This window comes from Marinilactibacillus psychrotolerans (assembly GCF_900101525.1).
GTDB classification, from domain to species: Bacteria; Bacillota; Bacilli; order Lactobacillales; family Carnobacteriaceae_A; genus Marinilactibacillus; species Marinilactibacillus psychrotolerans.
In genome coordinates this window covers 1-14,480 of record NZ_FMZD01000006.1, presented here as the reverse complement: position 1 = coordinate 14,480, position 14,480 = coordinate 1, and the positions used below count along the sequence as shown (strand labels likewise).

Sequence of the window (14,480 nt, the reverse complement as noted above, 5' to 3'; positions counted from 1 at the left end):
TTGTCTAACTTATTTAAAAAACGTAAGCGATTGCTGTTGATGCTCAGTATGCTTGGCTTAGTACTGTTTTTGGCTGCCTGTGGTACAAGTGATATAACAGCTGATAGTGAAGGTTTTTGGGATGGTATTATCATTTATAATTTTGCCCGTTTTATTATATGGGTCTCCAGTATATTCGGAAATAATTATGGAATCGGGATTATCATTGTAACAATCATCATTAGAGCACTATTGATACCAATCACCCATTTCCAGCAAAAAAATATGCAGCAAATGAATGAAATTAATCCTCAATTGACAGAGTTAAGAGAAACTTATTCTTCAAAAGATGTTGAAACACAAGAAAAATTAAGAGCAGAACAACAACGACTTTATAAAGAAGCGGGCGTTAATCCGTTTTTAGGGTTTTTACCTTTAATTGTTCAGATGCCAGTCTTTATTGCTTTATATCAATCTGTTAATAGAACACCAATTTTGGCAACTGGAGATTTCTTGTGGGTTAATTTAGGAGCTCCCGATCCACTATATATCTTACCGATTCTGGCAGGACTATTCACTCTTGCTAACTCTCACTTAATGAGTATGGGAAGAGCGCAAGCTGGTGGGAAATTTATAACTTATGTTATGCCACTATTTATTGTGTTGATTACGTTTAGATTATCCAGTGCATTGGCATTATATTTTGTAGCCTCTAATGGATTTGCCGTATTACAAACTTTATTATTACAAAATCCTTTTAAAATTCGGAAAGAACGAGAGTTAAAAGAACAGCAACAACGAGAAGCAGAAGTTGAGCGCCGAAGAGCACTGAGAAAAGCTCAAAAATTAGGTCGAAATATACGGAAGTAGTTCAAGGTTATTGTTTTGATATCGTTTAGAATAGAATAAAATTACCTAGCGTTGAACGGAGGGCATTATTCGTGATAGATAAATATACAGCACAAGCCTCAACAAAAGAAGCAGCAATTGAAAAAGGGCTAAAAGCTTTAGGATTAAAAAGAGAAGAAGCAGAGATAATCGTTACAGAGCCTGGTAAGAAAGGTTTCTTAGGGATTGGTCAAAAAGATGCAGTTGTAGTTGTTAAAAGAACAGTTGCAACAAATATTATGGATGAAGTATTTGTAACCCCGGCTCCTAGAGAAACATCTGTTAAAACAGAAAAAGAGTCTTCGGATCTTCGTTCAGAACAGCTTACTAGTGAATTTGAACAAAAAGATGTTACGAGATCTGATGAAAAAGAGCAGCTTGAAACTGAGCCGCAAAAGGTTGAAGAATCAGAGGTATCGAGTTCCGACGAAAATACGAAGGTAGTCGACGATGTTGCAGATATTGATGATACGGAAGCAGCAGAACCGATTATTTCTGATGAAGAAATGAAAGTTAAAGAAGAAAAAGATACAAATGGAATTCAAGTAGTGGCAGATTATCTAACAGATATAACCAGTAAAATGGGGATAACGGACGTTTCTGTTAATGTATCTAGAGAAGGTAAAAAAGTTCAGTACAATATTGAAACAGAAGATGCTGGTTTAGTGATTGGCCGTCATGGAAAAGTGTTAAATAGTTTGCAGACGCTAGCACAGATCCAATTACATCAAGTTGCTGAAACAAAATTTTTTGCAAAAGTAGATGCAGAAGCTTATAGAGATCGTCGTCAAAAAACTGTAGAGCATTTAGCTAAAAGAACAGCTGACAAAGTAAAACGAACAAAAAGGCCTGTTATATTAGAACCAATGCCAGCCCACGAAAGAAAATTGATTCATAGATATTTAAATCATCATCAAGGGATTCAGACCCATTCAGAAGGTAAAGAACCACACCGTTACTTAGTCGTGGAACCAACAGAATGATATAGTAAAAGGAACTTTCGAAAGTCTATACCATCAAATAAACTAGATCGTTGTTTGCTGGTATAGACTCGGAGTTCCTTTTTTGATTTCGACAATAAGGTACATAGATTGTATAATAAAAGAAAATTCAGAAATGTAGGATAATTCCATGAATATTGCAGAAGTTATTAGGTTAGTAAATACGAACCGAGGAAATGGTAAAAAAGAAAATTTGAACCGAATGTATTTGTTGATGGAGAAACTAGGAAACCCTCAAAAACGGTTGAAATTTATTCATATTGCCGGAACCAATGGTAAAGGAACAACTGCTGCTTTTATCGCATCTATTTTAGGAGAGACCGCTTTAAAAACAGGCCTATTTACTTCACCTCATTTAGAGGTAATCAACGAAAGAATTAAAATTGATCAAAAAAACATTTCAGACGAAGCCTTTATACTGTTTACAGAACGAGTAGTATCATCGGTTGAAGAAGTAGAATTAGAACTTTCAGAAAAACTATATTCATTTGAAATCCTTACAGCTATAGCACTGCTTTATTTTGCAGAACAACAATGTGATATGGTTATTCTGGAAACAGGAATCGGCGGAAGATTGGACTCTACAAATATTATCCAATCTCCTGAAGTAGCAGCTATTACATCAATAGGTTTAGATCATATGGGAATGCTTGGAAATACAGCAGAAGAGATTGCAAAAGAAAAAGCTGGAATCATCAAGTCAAATAGTATGGTTATTACCTGTTTCTTGGAAGGCTCTCTTAGAGAAATTTTTGAACGTAAGGCAACACAAGAAGGTGCGTCTTTATTAATGATTAATCCGAAAGATATTGAAGTTGTCTCAGCTTCTATGAAAGGGCAAATATTCAGATATAAGGATTTTAAGAAATTAAAGATTCGCATGATCGGAGAACATCAGTTATCGAATGCTTCGATAGCTATTGAAGTAGCAAAAGCATTAAAAAATAAAGGTTATAATGTGACGGAGCAGTCAATAAAAGTAGGCTTAGAAAAAGCTTTCTGGGCGGGAAGAATGGAAAAATTACTGGAGGAGCCGACTGTCATAACTGATGGAGCACATAATGAGCAAGGCGTTGAACTGCTGAGTAAAAATCTCCGTACACTGTTTCCAGATCAAAAATTTACTTTTGTTGTAGGCATGATGAGAGACAAGGGTTATATGGATATGATTGAAAAAGTTGGAGATTTAGCCAGTTTATTTTTAACGGTTTCTCCTGATCCAGGGAGAGGCTTCGATGCAGAAACCGTAGCTTCTGACTTAAGAGACAAAGGATATCTAGCTCAATCAAAGAAACAAACTTCCGAGGTTATTCATTATATTAAAAATAAAGCGAGAAAAAATGAAATTATTGTAGTGTTCGGTTCTTTATACTTAGTAGGGGATTTGAGAAAACAATTGATCCAATAAAGAACTTTTTGATATGAATAGTTAATAGCTTTGTTTTAAAATGTAAGCCTAAAAATATACCGTTTACTAGCTGGTTTGAGTTCAGTATTATCCTGAACTTATGCCAGCTTTTTGGGTTCCATAATTCTTGAATTTTTTCTTTACTTTAGTTGTTATCTCAAGTCTTCATGACACAGGATGAGGCAGTGATTCTGAGTGTCCTTAGTAGGAAGCAATCTAATGTGTAGGTTGATATAAGAAAAGAGAGAAGCGTTTTTGTTCATTTAGAAACGGTAGTAATGATAAAATAAAATCCAAGATAAAACGTTTGCAATTTTGTCTGATTTACAGTATTATGTTTTTAGAAGTTGACTTGTATATACAAGTTGTCGAAACTAAAATTTAGGAGGAAAAAAAATGGCAGATTTTAAAAAAGATGCAAAAGAGTTGCTGGATGCCATTGGCGGAAAAGAAAATGTCAATGCGGTCACCCATTGTGCTACTCGTATGCGTTTTGTTCTAGATGACCCCTCTGATGCAGATGTCAAAAGAATAGAAAATATTCCATCTGTAAAAGGAACTTTTACTCAAGCCGGACAGTTTCAAGTTATTATTGGTAATAGAGTAGCGGATTTTTATAATGAATTTTCAGATGTTTCCGGACTTGAAGGCGTTTCTAAAGATGATGTAAAAAGTGCTGGAGCAAAACATATGAACTGGCTGCAAAGGTTGATGGCTGCATTAGCTGAAATCTTTACTCCGCTAATTCCCGCAATTATTATTGGTGGTTTGATCTTAGGATTCCGTAATGTATTAGAAGGAATACAGTTTGAGTCATTAGGACAGTTAGTTGTGGATGGACAATTACAATTTACTAATGCTGGAGCGCCAATTTATAATAGTATTGTTAATGTATCCCAATTCTGGGCTGGGGTGAATGACTTCTTGTGGCTTCCAGGCGAAGCGATTTTTCATTTCTTACCTGTAGGGATTACCTGGAGTGTAACCAGAAAAATGGGAACGACTCAGATTCTAGGAATTGTTCTAGGGATTACCTTAGTTTCTCCGCAATTATTGAATGCATATGGTGTTCAAGAAATTCTAGCTGGAGATGTACAAACTTGGGACTTCGGATTTTTCCAATTAGATAAAATTGGTTATCAAGCTCAAGTCATTCCCGCAATGATGGCTGGTTTCTTGCTTGCTTATCTTGAAAAATGGTTGCGTAAAGTTATTCCAGAAGCGATTTCAATGATTTTTGTTCCATTATTTGCATTAGTTCCAACGATTTTTATTGCTCATGCAGTAATTGGACCAATTGGCTGGACTTTAGGAACAGGGTTATCACAAGTAGTAAACTGGGGATTATCTGGAACCTTTAACTGGCTATTCGGATTTGTATTTGGGGGATTATATGCACCACTTGTTATTACAGGGTTACATCACATGTCTAATGCGATTGATTTACAATTAGTTGCCGATTATGGCGGTACAAACCTGTGGCCAATGATTGCATTATCTAATATTGCCCAAGGTTCAGCTGTTTTAGGTATGATAATCATGCACTGGGGTGATAAAAAAGAAGAGCAAGTATCTATTCCAGCTGCTATTTCAGCATATCTTGGAGTAACTGAACCAGCTTTATTCGGAATTAATATCAAGTTTGTTTATCCTTTTGTGGCTGGAATGATTGGATCTGCATTTGCAGGCATGATCTCAGTTGCTCTAGGCGTAACGGCTAACTCAATTGGAGTCGGAGGTTTACCTGGATTCTTGAGTATTCAAACAGATTCAATGATTGGATTCTTTATTGCGATGGCTGTAGCCTTCTTTGTTCCAATTATATTGACTATTTTCTTCGAGAAAAAAGGAATCTTAACTAAATGGGAAAACAATCACTTACCAATTCCTAAATTAGGACAATAAGCGATGATTTAAGCTTTTGTAGTGATTTTCAATTGATGATAAGATACCATAGTATTGAAAGAACTTGAGAAAGGACTGGTTCTACAAGGCCGGCAAACGTCTATCTTAATATAGACCGATAAGCGGTACCTTGTGACCCGGTCCTTTTTATAATCTAGAAAGGACAGAAAATATGACAACTTTTCACGACAAGGTCATTTATCAGGTTTATCCAAAATCGTTCAAAGATACAGATGGAAACGGAATAGGAGACTTAAGAGGCATTATCGAAAAACTCCCTTATCTAGAAGATTTAGGTGTAGATATGCTCTGGTTAAATCCTTTCTACAAATCTCCTCAGAATGACAATGGATATGACGTAGCAGATTATACTTCGATCGATCCTTTATTTGGTTCATGGGCCGATTTTGATACATTAGTACAAGAAGCCGAAAAGCGAGGAATAACTTTGATGCTGGACATGGTATTGAATCATACCTCTACTGAGCACGAATGGTTTCAGAAAGCTTTATCAGGAGATAAAAAGTATCAGGATTATTATATATTAAGAGAAGCACAGTCAGATGGAAGCCTCCCAACAAATTGGGAATCTAAATTTGGTGGTCCAGCATGGTCAAAATTTGCGGATACTAATCTATACTATTTACATTTATACGATAAAACTCAAGCTGATCTTAACTGGCGGAATCCAGAAATGCGAAAAGAATTATATGAAGCCGTCAATTTCTGGCTTGAAAAAGGAGTTAAAGGATTAAGATTCGACGTAATTAACGTGATCGGTAAGGCAGAAAAGCTAGAAGATGCAGCGGATGGCGTCGGAAAATCTCACTATACAGATACACCGATTGTACACGATTATATAAAAGAATTAAGCCAGAAAACTTTTGGGAAATATGAGAATATCATTACAGTAGGAGAAATGAGTTCGACAACTGTTAATAATGGAATCAAATATTCTACTCCTGAAAGTAATGAATTGTCTATGATTTTCAGTTTTCATCACTTGAAAGTTGATTATAAAGATGGAGAAAAATGGACGAAGATGCCATTTGATTTCTTAGAATTGAAAAAATTATTGGATGAATGGCAAAGAGGAATGGATGAAGGGGATGGTTGGAATGCAGTCTTTTGGAACAATCATGACCAACCGCGTGCGAATAGCCGATTTGGAGACGTTAAAAATTATCCAATTGAAACAGCAACAATGCTTGCACAAACCATCCATTTGCTTAGAGGAACACCATATATCTATCAAGGCGAAGAGATTGGAATGACAAATCCAAATTATGATCAGATAGAAGACTATGTCGATATTGAAACCCATAATGCGTATAAAGAGTTAAAAGATAAAGGACTTGCAGAAAATGAAATCATGGAAATTATCCAAGAAAAATCTAGAGATAATTCTCGTACCCCAATGCAATGGAATACTGATGAAAATGCAGGATTTTCTAGTGGAGAACCATGGTTGAAAGTACCAAAAAATTATACAGAATTAAATACTGAAAATGAATTAATCAGTAAAAAAATTCGTGATTATTACAAGGAATTGATTCAACTACGAAAGGAATATCTGATTATCCAAGAAGGATCATATGAGCCGTTTGAACTTGGACATCAGAGTGTATTTGGTTATATAAGAGAGTACGAACAGCAGAAATTACTCGTTTTGAATCACTTTTATGCAGATGAAGCAATCGTTAAAATTCCAAAAGCATTACTAGATATGGAAGCAAGTTATTTAATTGGAAACAAAAAGGAACGTATACTTGAAGAAACATTTACGATGGAGCCCTATGAAACAGTTGCATTTTTATTAAATTAATTAATTGCTAAATATAAGAGTTTTTTGAACAGTAGATCTGATACTGTCAAAAAACTCTTTTTATTTATGTAAATTATATTAACTATAGCTATGGACTACGAACTTTAATGCTTTGCCAGTTGCTTTATTAGGAATGAAAGATGGGAGATGTGGTGAGTAAAGAACAAATTCCTATGGCTCTGATTATGATCGTGTTTCATATTGTCTTAATGTACTTCTGGGCATTTTAGAATGCATTGGTTACTTTCGTAAATTCATTTCTGATATAATAGTTTGAGAAAGGTAGAGATTAAAATGAAAATATTAGTTACTGGATTCGATCCGTTTGGTGGAGAAACCTTAAATCCGGCATGGGAAGCAGTTAAGAAGATTCCTGATACCATTAATGGAGCCGAAATAAAAAAAGTTATGATCCCCACAGTATTTTATAAAAGTGCTGAGGTTACAGCAAAAGCAATTGAGGAATTTCAACCTGATTATGTATTGAATATTGGACAAGCAGGTGGAAGATTTGAACTGACACCTGAGCGTGTTGCAATAAATGTAGATGATGCAAGAATTCCTGATAATGAAACCAATCAACCGATTGATGTGCCAATCAAAAAAGATGGAGCAGCGGCATATTTTACTCAGTTACCTGTAAAAGCAATGGTAACAGAAATGAAAAATGCAGGCGTTCCGGCAGCCGTATCAAATTCAGCTGGGACTTTTGTGTGTAACCATATCATGTATCAAGTCCAATATATGATTGATAAACAATATCCTAATATCAAAGCGGGTTTCATGCATGTACCGTTTATTCCAGCCCAAGTATTAGACAAACCTGGAAAACCAGCCATGAATCTTGAAGATATATCAAAAGGAATAACAAAAGCTATTGAAGCAATTGTCGAATTTGATGGGAAACCAGATTTGAAAATGATTGGTGGCACAACTCATTAAGTAAAAAAGGAATTTTATGTGTTAGTCACATAAAATTCCTTTTTTTTGATCAATAAGCTTGTGGTCCGCGTCGTCTGGCAAAGTCAACAAAACGAAACTTATCTAGGCGATGACGACTTTCAGTATATTGAAACAGTCTAGTATCTTCTAAATGTACATCACTTCGGGTAACGACCACATGATGATCACCGTGAAGAGACATTAGGCTACGGTCTTCCTCGGTAACTGGCTCTACAGTGAATTCTTTTCTTGCGTAGCCAATTTTCAAGCCAAGCTTGTGTTCGATATAATGATATAATGAGTTTTCAGCTTCTTCATCAGGAAGTTCTTCAATTACTGAAGTCAGTAAGTAGTCTTTATCGAGTATGACGACCTCATCATTAAGTTTTCTTGCTCGGATAACCGTGTGCACTTGTGTAGCTTCAGAAACTTTCAAAAACTCAGCAATATGTTTTGGAATCGAAGCGATTCTATTTTCAATCAGGATCGTTTGACTACCAATGCTTTGAGAGTCTTGTAATTCCTTGTAACTAGTTAATCCTGATATAGGAAAATTAAAACGTTTTACATCTAGTACAATAGATCCCTTCCCTTGCTTTTTCTGAATGTACCCATTCTCTAATAACAATGTTAGAGCTTTTCTAATTGTTTCGCGTGAAACATTATACTTTTTCGTTAATTCGTTTTCGCTAGGTAGCAATTCTCCAGATTTATAAGTCTGGTTTAAAATAGCGGATTCGATTTCTAAAAATATTTCGTGAAATTTGCTCACTTTATCCATTCCTTTGTTTCGTTCTTTATCAGATTTTACCATAGATCATACATTCTGCTCTATGTAAATTTTTTGATAGTCTATAAATAGGTTTTCGTCTATAATAGATAGTAATCCAATATCTTTGAAAGGTGCACATATGAAAAAATTCTTTTTTATCTTAATTATCTTAGTCAGTGCAGGAATAGGCGGTTGGACTGGCTATCATTCTTCTGAAGTGAACTCTGACCTAACGGAATTATGGTTTCAACTCGGATTTATTCTAATAGCAATAGGGTTATTTAGTATCGTTCATATTATTATCCATGAATTAGGGCATTTGATAGCAGCCAAACTTACTGGATATAGATTTTTATACTTTAGAGTGATGAGCTGGGCCCTTGTTAAAGAGCAAAGTAAATTTAGAATTGCTCGTTTTTCTATTGCAGGAACTGCTGGGCAATGTTTAATGATTCCACCAAGTAATGTAGAACCCATGCCCTATAAGCTTTATCTATGGGGTGGAGCACTGGCAAATTTTGTAGTGGGTCTTATAGGAATCATTTTAAATGGATTTGTTTTTGACTCTCTTTACCTTTATATATTTAGTATAACAAGTTTGATATTTGGTATTATTAATATTTATCCTTTCAGCTTTAATGATGGAAATACAGTGAAACATTTAAATAGAGATCCTGTCAAAAGACAGCAATTTTTCCAGCAATTAGAATTAGCTGGATCTTTTACCATAGGGAAAGAATTCGAAGCGGTAGACACCCAGTCTCTTATTGAAAATCCAAACGAACCAATTACAGAACAATATAATGCTTTTGTTACTCTTGCAAAAGTCTACCGTGAACTTGAAAGAGAAAATTTCGGTCATGCTTTAGAAATTCTTGAACCATTATGGCAGCAGCGAAATGATTTAGTTAAGCCTTACCAGATAGAAGTTATGAGAGAATATTTATTTTGTCATTTGACTCTAGGGTTACATGAGACTTCAATTCAAGATGAAATTTTACAAGATAAGCTGTTTAGAGAATACTTAAAAACAAAGCAGCTGGAAACTTATAGAATGCAGGCTGCTATTTCACTCTGGGTAGAGTATGATCTGAATCAAGCACAAGAATGGATTAGTAAAGCTAGAGATTCACTAAAACAGTCACCTACCTATGCAGATAAAGCCCTCAATACAAAGCTGTTGAATTTCATTAGTCTGAAAGTCAAACAAGAAAAAGCAGAAAAAATAACGATGAACGGTATTGAATAAAGTGTTTTGAAATTTTTATACAGTGTGAATAAAGAGAGGCAAACTGTTCACAAAATACTATTAAAAAATAAGTGAATGAGTTGACTTTTAATAGTATTCCTTATATCATTTACTATGTTGATTAAGACAGAATAATATATATTTAAATAATGGTAAAGTAGTGAAAGTGCTTTTCCACCTCAAACAGCCTATTTGGATAGGTTTCATTGGGGTGGACCAGGCACTTTTTTTGTGAAGAAAAATAGGAGGTTTTTTTAAAAATGGCAATTGAATTTGATACGATAGCAGCGATTTCTACTCCTCCAGGTGAAGGCGGGATCGGGATTGTTCGAATCAGCGGTGATGAAGCTTTAGACATTGCGGACCGTGTTTATCAACTAGGTAAAAAAACATTAAAAAATCAGAAAACACATACGATTCACTATGGGCATATTGTAAATCCAAAAACGGAAGAACAGATTGATGAAGTAATGGTTACCATCATGAAAGCACCAAAGACATACACTCGTGAAGATATCGTTGAAATTAACACGCACGGTGGTGTTTTAGCCGTTAATCAAGTACTGCAGACCGTTTTGCATAATGGTGCGCGCTTAGCAGAGCCGGGAGAATTTACAAAACGGGCTTTTCTAAATGGCCGTATTGATTTATCTCAGGCGGAAGCGGTTATGGATGTGATTCGCGCTAAAACAGACAAAGCTATGCATATGGCAGTTACTCAACTTGACGGGAACTTATCCCGCTTGATCAGAAATTTACGTCAGGAAATTTTGAATACTTTAGCGCAAGTTGAAGTGAATATTGACTATCCCGAATATGATGACGTAGAAGAGATGACCTCTCAGTTATTAGTTGAAAAAGCAAAACAAGTAAAAGAACAAGTGAAAGAATTACTAGAAACAGCCAGTCAAGGAAAAATTCTGCGAGAAGGATTAGCAACAGCGATCATTGGTCGTCCAAATGTTGGAAAATCTAGTTTATTAAATGTACTAATTAAAGAAGAAAAAGCGATCGTTACTGAAATTGCCGGAACAACTCGAGATGTTGTAGAAGAGTATGTTAGTGTCAAGGGCGTGCCACTTAGATTGATTGATACAGCAGGAATTCGTGAAACAGAAGATATCGTTGAACGAATCGGCGTAGAGCGTAGTCGTAAAGCTTTAGCAGAAGCAGATCTAATCTTACTAGTTTTCAATCAGAATGAACCGTTGACAGAAGAAGATAAATTGCTGATCCAGGCAACAGATGAACATCATAGAATCATTATTTTAAATAAGATGGATCTGGAAAATCATTTAGATTTAGAGGAACTAAAACAATTAGTAAATCCGGAAAGTATTGTTCCCACTTCTATCGTCACGCAAGACGGGTTAAACGATTTGGAAGCTAAAATTGCAGATCTGTTCTTCTCTGGTAAAACGGGCGAACGGGATGCCACTTATGTCTCAAACATTAGACACATTGCCTTATTAAATGAAGCAGTAGATGCATTTGATGATGTAATCGAAGGAATTGAAACGGGTATGCCGGTTGATTTAGTACAGATTGATATGACAAGAGCTTGGGATTTGCTGGGGGAAATCACAGGAGATAGCGTCCAAGATGAATTAATTACACAACTTTTCAGTCAATTCTGTTTAGGAAAATAACAATTGAAATTATAAACGGATTTTAAATTAGAAAGGAATAACTTGATGCAAACTTATGAGGCTGGAAGATATGATGTTATTGTAGTCGGTGCTGGTCATGCAGGATCAGAAGCAGCTCTAGCAGCAGCTAGAATGGGATCTGAAACGCTGCTTGTTACGATCAATCTGGATATGGTGGCACACATGCCGTGTAATCCGTCAATTGGTGGACCTGCTAAAGGAATCGTTGTACGTGAAATGGATGCCTTAGGCGGCGAAATGGGTCGGAATATCGATAAGACCTATATTCAAATGCGTATGCTGAACACAGCTAAAGGACCGGCTGTACGCGCTTTGCGTGCACAAGCGGATAAACACCTTTATTCGATTGAAATGAAACGTACGATTGAAAGTACAGAAAAGTTGGATATGAAACAAGGTATCGTAGATGAATTGATCGTAGAAGACAATGTTATCCAAGGGGTCATTACCAATACTGGTGCTATCTACCGTGCAAAAGCTGTTATTTTAACTGCTGGAACCTCTTCTCGTGGGGAAATCGTAATTGGGGAATTGAAATATTCTTCAGGTCCGAATAATACGCAACCATCTATTAAATTATCTGAGAATCTACTTGAATTAGGATTCGATTTGGATCGTTTCAAGACAGGAACGCCTCCGCGTATCCATAAAAATTCGATCAATTACGCTGTTACAGAAGAACAACCGGGAGATCTGGAACCCCATCATTTCAGTTTTGAAACATCAGATGAAAAGTATCGACAAGATCAAACCTCTTGCTGGTTGACTTATACAAGTCCAACTTCTCATGAGATTATTCGTGAAAATCTGCATCGTGCACCGATGTTTACAGGAATCGTCGAAGGGGTAGGCGCACGTTACTGCCCGTCAATCGAAGATAAGGTTGTCCGCTTTTCTGACAAGCCACGCCACCAGTTATTCCTAGAGCCAGAAGGAGAAACAACAGATGAAGTTTATGTACAAGGTCTCTCTTCCTCTCTTCCTGAAGATGTACAGCTAGCGGTTTTACATTCAGTAGACGGATTAGAAAATGCGAAAATGATGCGTACAGGATATGCAATCGAGTACGATGTTGTTAAACCCTATCAATTACGTCCTTCTCTAGAAACTAAACTAATTAGTGGATTATTCACTGCTGGTCAAATGAACGGAACATCCGGCTACGAAGAAGCGGGTGGACAAGGCTTGATGGCTGGAATCAACGCCGCTCGACTAGTTCAAGGCGAAGAGCCATTCGTGATGAAACGGAACGAAGGATATATAGGTGTTATGATCGATGATCTAGTAACAAAAGGAACAAATGAACCGTATCGTTTACTGACTTCACGTGCTGAATATCGTTTGTTATTACGTCATGACAATGCAAATTTCAGATTGAGCAAAATCGGTTACGATCTTGGATTGTTATCAGAAGAAAGATACCAAAACTTCCTAGAGATAAAAGAACAAGTCGAAAAAGAACTCGCTCGCTTGAAAACCATCCGTCTGAAACCGACAGATGTCGCAGACTATCTTGAAGAAAAAGGCGAACCACAATTGAAAGACGGTATCTTGGTCTATGACTTCATTCGCCGCCCTTATGTAAAATATGCTGATATCATTCAATTTGCGCCAACAGAAGTGACTTTATCAAAAGAAGTTACAGAACAAGTTGAAATCTATATCAAGTATGAAGGCTATATTGAAAAAGCTTTCCGTAAAGCAGATAAAGTCAAACGAATGGAAAACAAACGCATTCCAGAAGGTATTGACTATTCAGCGATCAATGGAATTGCAACAGAAGCTATTGAAAAACTCACTAAAATCCAACCTGAAACGATTGCTCAAGCAAGCCGAATCAGCGGTGTAAATCCATCTGATATCTCAATTTTGATGGTTTATGTTGAACAAGGTAGTGTAGCAAAAGTATAAATAAAGAACTACAAACTAAATTGGATCCTAAAGTATAGGCATTAATAATGCACCTACATATAGGATCCAGTTTTTTATTGTCTAGGTTCTCTGTCAAACAACGTTGGTAGAGAATAAAGTCAAACAGTAATAAATTTTGAAAGAGGATGTACAACGAGCTTACGCTGCTGTACGTTCTCTTTCTTTTTCTATCATTTTGATTTTATTTCTGATTGGTTTTAAATTGAAGTGCAGGATAATGCGATTTTTATAGCGAATAAAGTTCCCATAGCCATAGGCTACCCGGTTCAATACCTTGATTTTGTTATTGATTCCCTCTATCTTTCCATTGTTATAAGGATAATAGAAGGTATTTTGGATATAAAGAAAATGAGCGCGCAACGTCTTTAAACTAGTTTTCATGTATCCAGATAGTTCAGGAGAAGCTGGTTGATCTAAAACAGTTCTTAACTCTTTTGAGTCATTGTGTTCGACGGCTTTAAGAATAGCTTGATACATTGTATAAGTTGCTTTTAGTTCTGGATCGTACGCCAACATCTCAGAAACGATTGCTGATTCCAGACGCTGTCCGAACATGGGAAAGTATTGATAGCTAGTATAAGACAACTCGGACTCTTTCTTCAGTAGTTTCTTCCAGAAGCGTTTGAGTCGTCTGTACTTCTTTTGGTCTTCTCCATTGGACGTTCGAAGTCGATTCATGACTTTTACGCGTGTTTTGTTCATCGCTCGGTTCACGAGCTGAACGATATGAAATCGATCAATAATGATATCAGCGTTTGGAAACAGTTCAGGGATGAAGCTGACGTAACTGGCATTCATGTCTGTCGTAATCGTTTTGACCTGATTTCTCTGGTTTTGGCTGTATCGAGAACAGAAGTGATCTTTGATTGTACGAGTATCTTTGCTTTCTAAAATATCTAGTATCGTTCC

11 protein-coding genes and 1 pseudogene are annotated in these 14,480 nt (G+C 36.2%); 10 read left to right on the top strand and 2 right to left on the bottom strand.

The genetic code is table 11. The annotated features are described in order from the left end of the window. Nucleotides 1–39: 39 nt before the first annotated feature. The 7 genes and pseudogenes from BLT22_RS04340 (at nt 40) to pcp (ending at nt 7,948) form a co-directional block, all read left to right on the top strand. Complete coding sequence (locus tag BLT22_RS04340) at nt 40–849, top strand: YidC/Oxa1 family membrane protein insertase (RefSeq protein WP_091761254.1); 810 nt, start codon at nt 40–42, stop codon at nt 847–849. 71 nt (nt 850–920) lie between these two features. Continuing rightward, a complete protein-coding gene (jag, locus tag BLT22_RS04335; protein WP_087058196.1) occupies nt 921–1,850 on the top strand; it encodes an RNA-binding cell elongation regulator Jag/EloR in 930 nt (309 codons plus the stop codon). Nucleotides 1,851–1,998: 148 nt separating this feature from the next. Further along, the gene (locus tag BLT22_RS04330) at nt 1,999–3,276 is read left to right on the top strand and encodes a bifunctional folylpolyglutamate synthase/dihydrofolate synthase (RefSeq protein WP_091761075.1); all 1,278 of its coding nucleotides are present in this window, start codon (nt 1,999–2,001) and stop codon (nt 3,274–3,276) included. Nucleotides 3,277–3,672: 396 nt separating this feature from the next. After that, entirely contained in the window at nt 3,673–5,181 is a 1,509-nt protein-coding gene (gene treP / locus BLT22_RS04325; RefSeq protein WP_091761073.1) for a PTS system trehalose-specific EIIBC component, read from the top strand. Nucleotides 5,182–5,353: 172 nt separating this feature from the next. Then, on the top strand, nt 5,354–7,006 hold the full coding sequence (gene treC / locus BLT22_RS04320; protein WP_091761070.1) for an alpha,alpha-phosphotrehalase: 1,653 nt from the start codon (nt 5,354–5,356) through the stop codon (nt 7,004–7,006). Between the two features lie 100 nt (nt 7,007–7,106). Next, nucleotides 7,107–7,236: pseudogene (locus BLT22_RS12480) on the top strand (5-oxoproline transporter, DUF979 family subunit); the annotation flags it as partial. A 64-nt stretch (nt 7,237–7,300) separates the two neighbouring features. Further along, a complete protein-coding gene (gene pcp / locus BLT22_RS04315) occupies nt 7,301–7,948 on the top strand; it encodes a pyroglutamyl-peptidase I (protein WP_091761067.1) in 648 nt (215 codons plus the stop codon). Between the two features lie 49 nt (nt 7,949–7,997). On the opposite strand, the gene treR is transcribed toward pcp, so the two are convergent. Further along, the gene (gene treR, locus BLT22_RS04310) at nt 7,998–8,720 is read right to left on the bottom strand and encodes a trehalose operon repressor (protein WP_087057066.1); all 723 of its coding nucleotides are present in this window, start codon (nt 8,718–8,720) and stop codon (nt 7,998–8,000) included. Between the two features lie 139 nt (nt 8,721–8,859). Here treR and BLT22_RS04305 point away from each other — a divergent pair, with 139 nt between their 5' ends. From BLT22_RS04305 to mnmG, 3 genes are all read left to right on the top strand, one after another. Continuing rightward, a complete protein-coding gene (locus tag BLT22_RS04305; protein ID WP_091761064.1) occupies nt 8,860–9,969 on the top strand; it encodes a zinc metalloprotease in 1,110 nt (369 codons plus the stop codon). Between the two features lie 260 nt (nt 9,970–10,229). Then, complete coding sequence (mnmE, locus tag BLT22_RS04300; protein WP_087057063.1) at nt 10,230–11,618, top strand: tRNA uridine-5-carboxymethylaminomethyl(34) synthesis GTPase MnmE; 1,389 nt, start codon at nt 10,230–10,232, stop codon at nt 11,616–11,618. A 45-nt stretch (nt 11,619–11,663) separates the two neighbouring features. Beyond that, the gene (gene mnmG, locus BLT22_RS04295) at nt 11,664–13,550 is read left to right on the top strand and encodes a tRNA uridine-5-carboxymethylaminomethyl(34) synthesis enzyme MnmG (protein ID WP_091761061.1); all 1,887 of its coding nucleotides are present in this window, start codon (nt 11,664–11,666) and stop codon (nt 13,548–13,550) included. A gap of 159 nt (nt 13,551–13,709) precedes the next feature. Here the strand turns inward: mnmG and BLT22_RS04290 are convergent. Continuing rightward, a partial coding sequence (locus tag BLT22_RS04290) for an ISL3 family transposase (protein ID WP_143020623.1) occupies nt 13,710–14,480 on the bottom strand: 771 nt, incomplete at its 5' end.

What these genes read in the sequence shown, in the direction of transcription:
- pcp (WP_091761067.1), top strand. Translation starts at nt 7,301, where the DNA reads ATGAAAATATTAGTTACTGGATTCGATCCGTTTGGTGGAGAAACCTTA.
- BLT22_RS04330 (WP_091761075.1), top strand. Translation starts at nt 1,999, where the DNA reads ATGAATATTGCAGAAGTTATTAGGTTAGTAAATACGAACCGAGGAAAT.
- mnmE (WP_087057063.1), top strand. Translation starts at nt 10,230, where the DNA reads ATGGCAATTGAATTTGATACGATAGCAGCGATTTCTACTCCTCCAGGT.
- treP (WP_091761073.1), top strand. Translation starts at nt 3,673, where the DNA reads ATGGCAGATTTTAAAAAAGATGCAAAAGAGTTGCTGGATGCCATTGGC.
- BLT22_RS04305 (WP_091761064.1), top strand. Translation starts at nt 8,860, where the DNA reads ATGAAAAAATTCTTTTTTATCTTAATTATCTTAGTCAGTGCAGGAATA.
- treC (WP_091761070.1), top strand. Translation starts at nt 5,354, where the DNA reads ATGACAACTTTTCACGACAAGGTCATTTATCAGGTTTATCCAAAATCG.
- BLT22_RS04340 (WP_091761254.1), top strand. Translation starts at nt 40, where the DNA reads ATGCTCAGTATGCTTGGCTTAGTACTGTTTTTGGCTGCCTGTGGTACA.
- mnmG (WP_091761061.1), top strand. Translation starts at nt 11,664, where the DNA reads ATGCAAACTTATGAGGCTGGAAGATATGATGTTATTGTAGTCGGTGCT.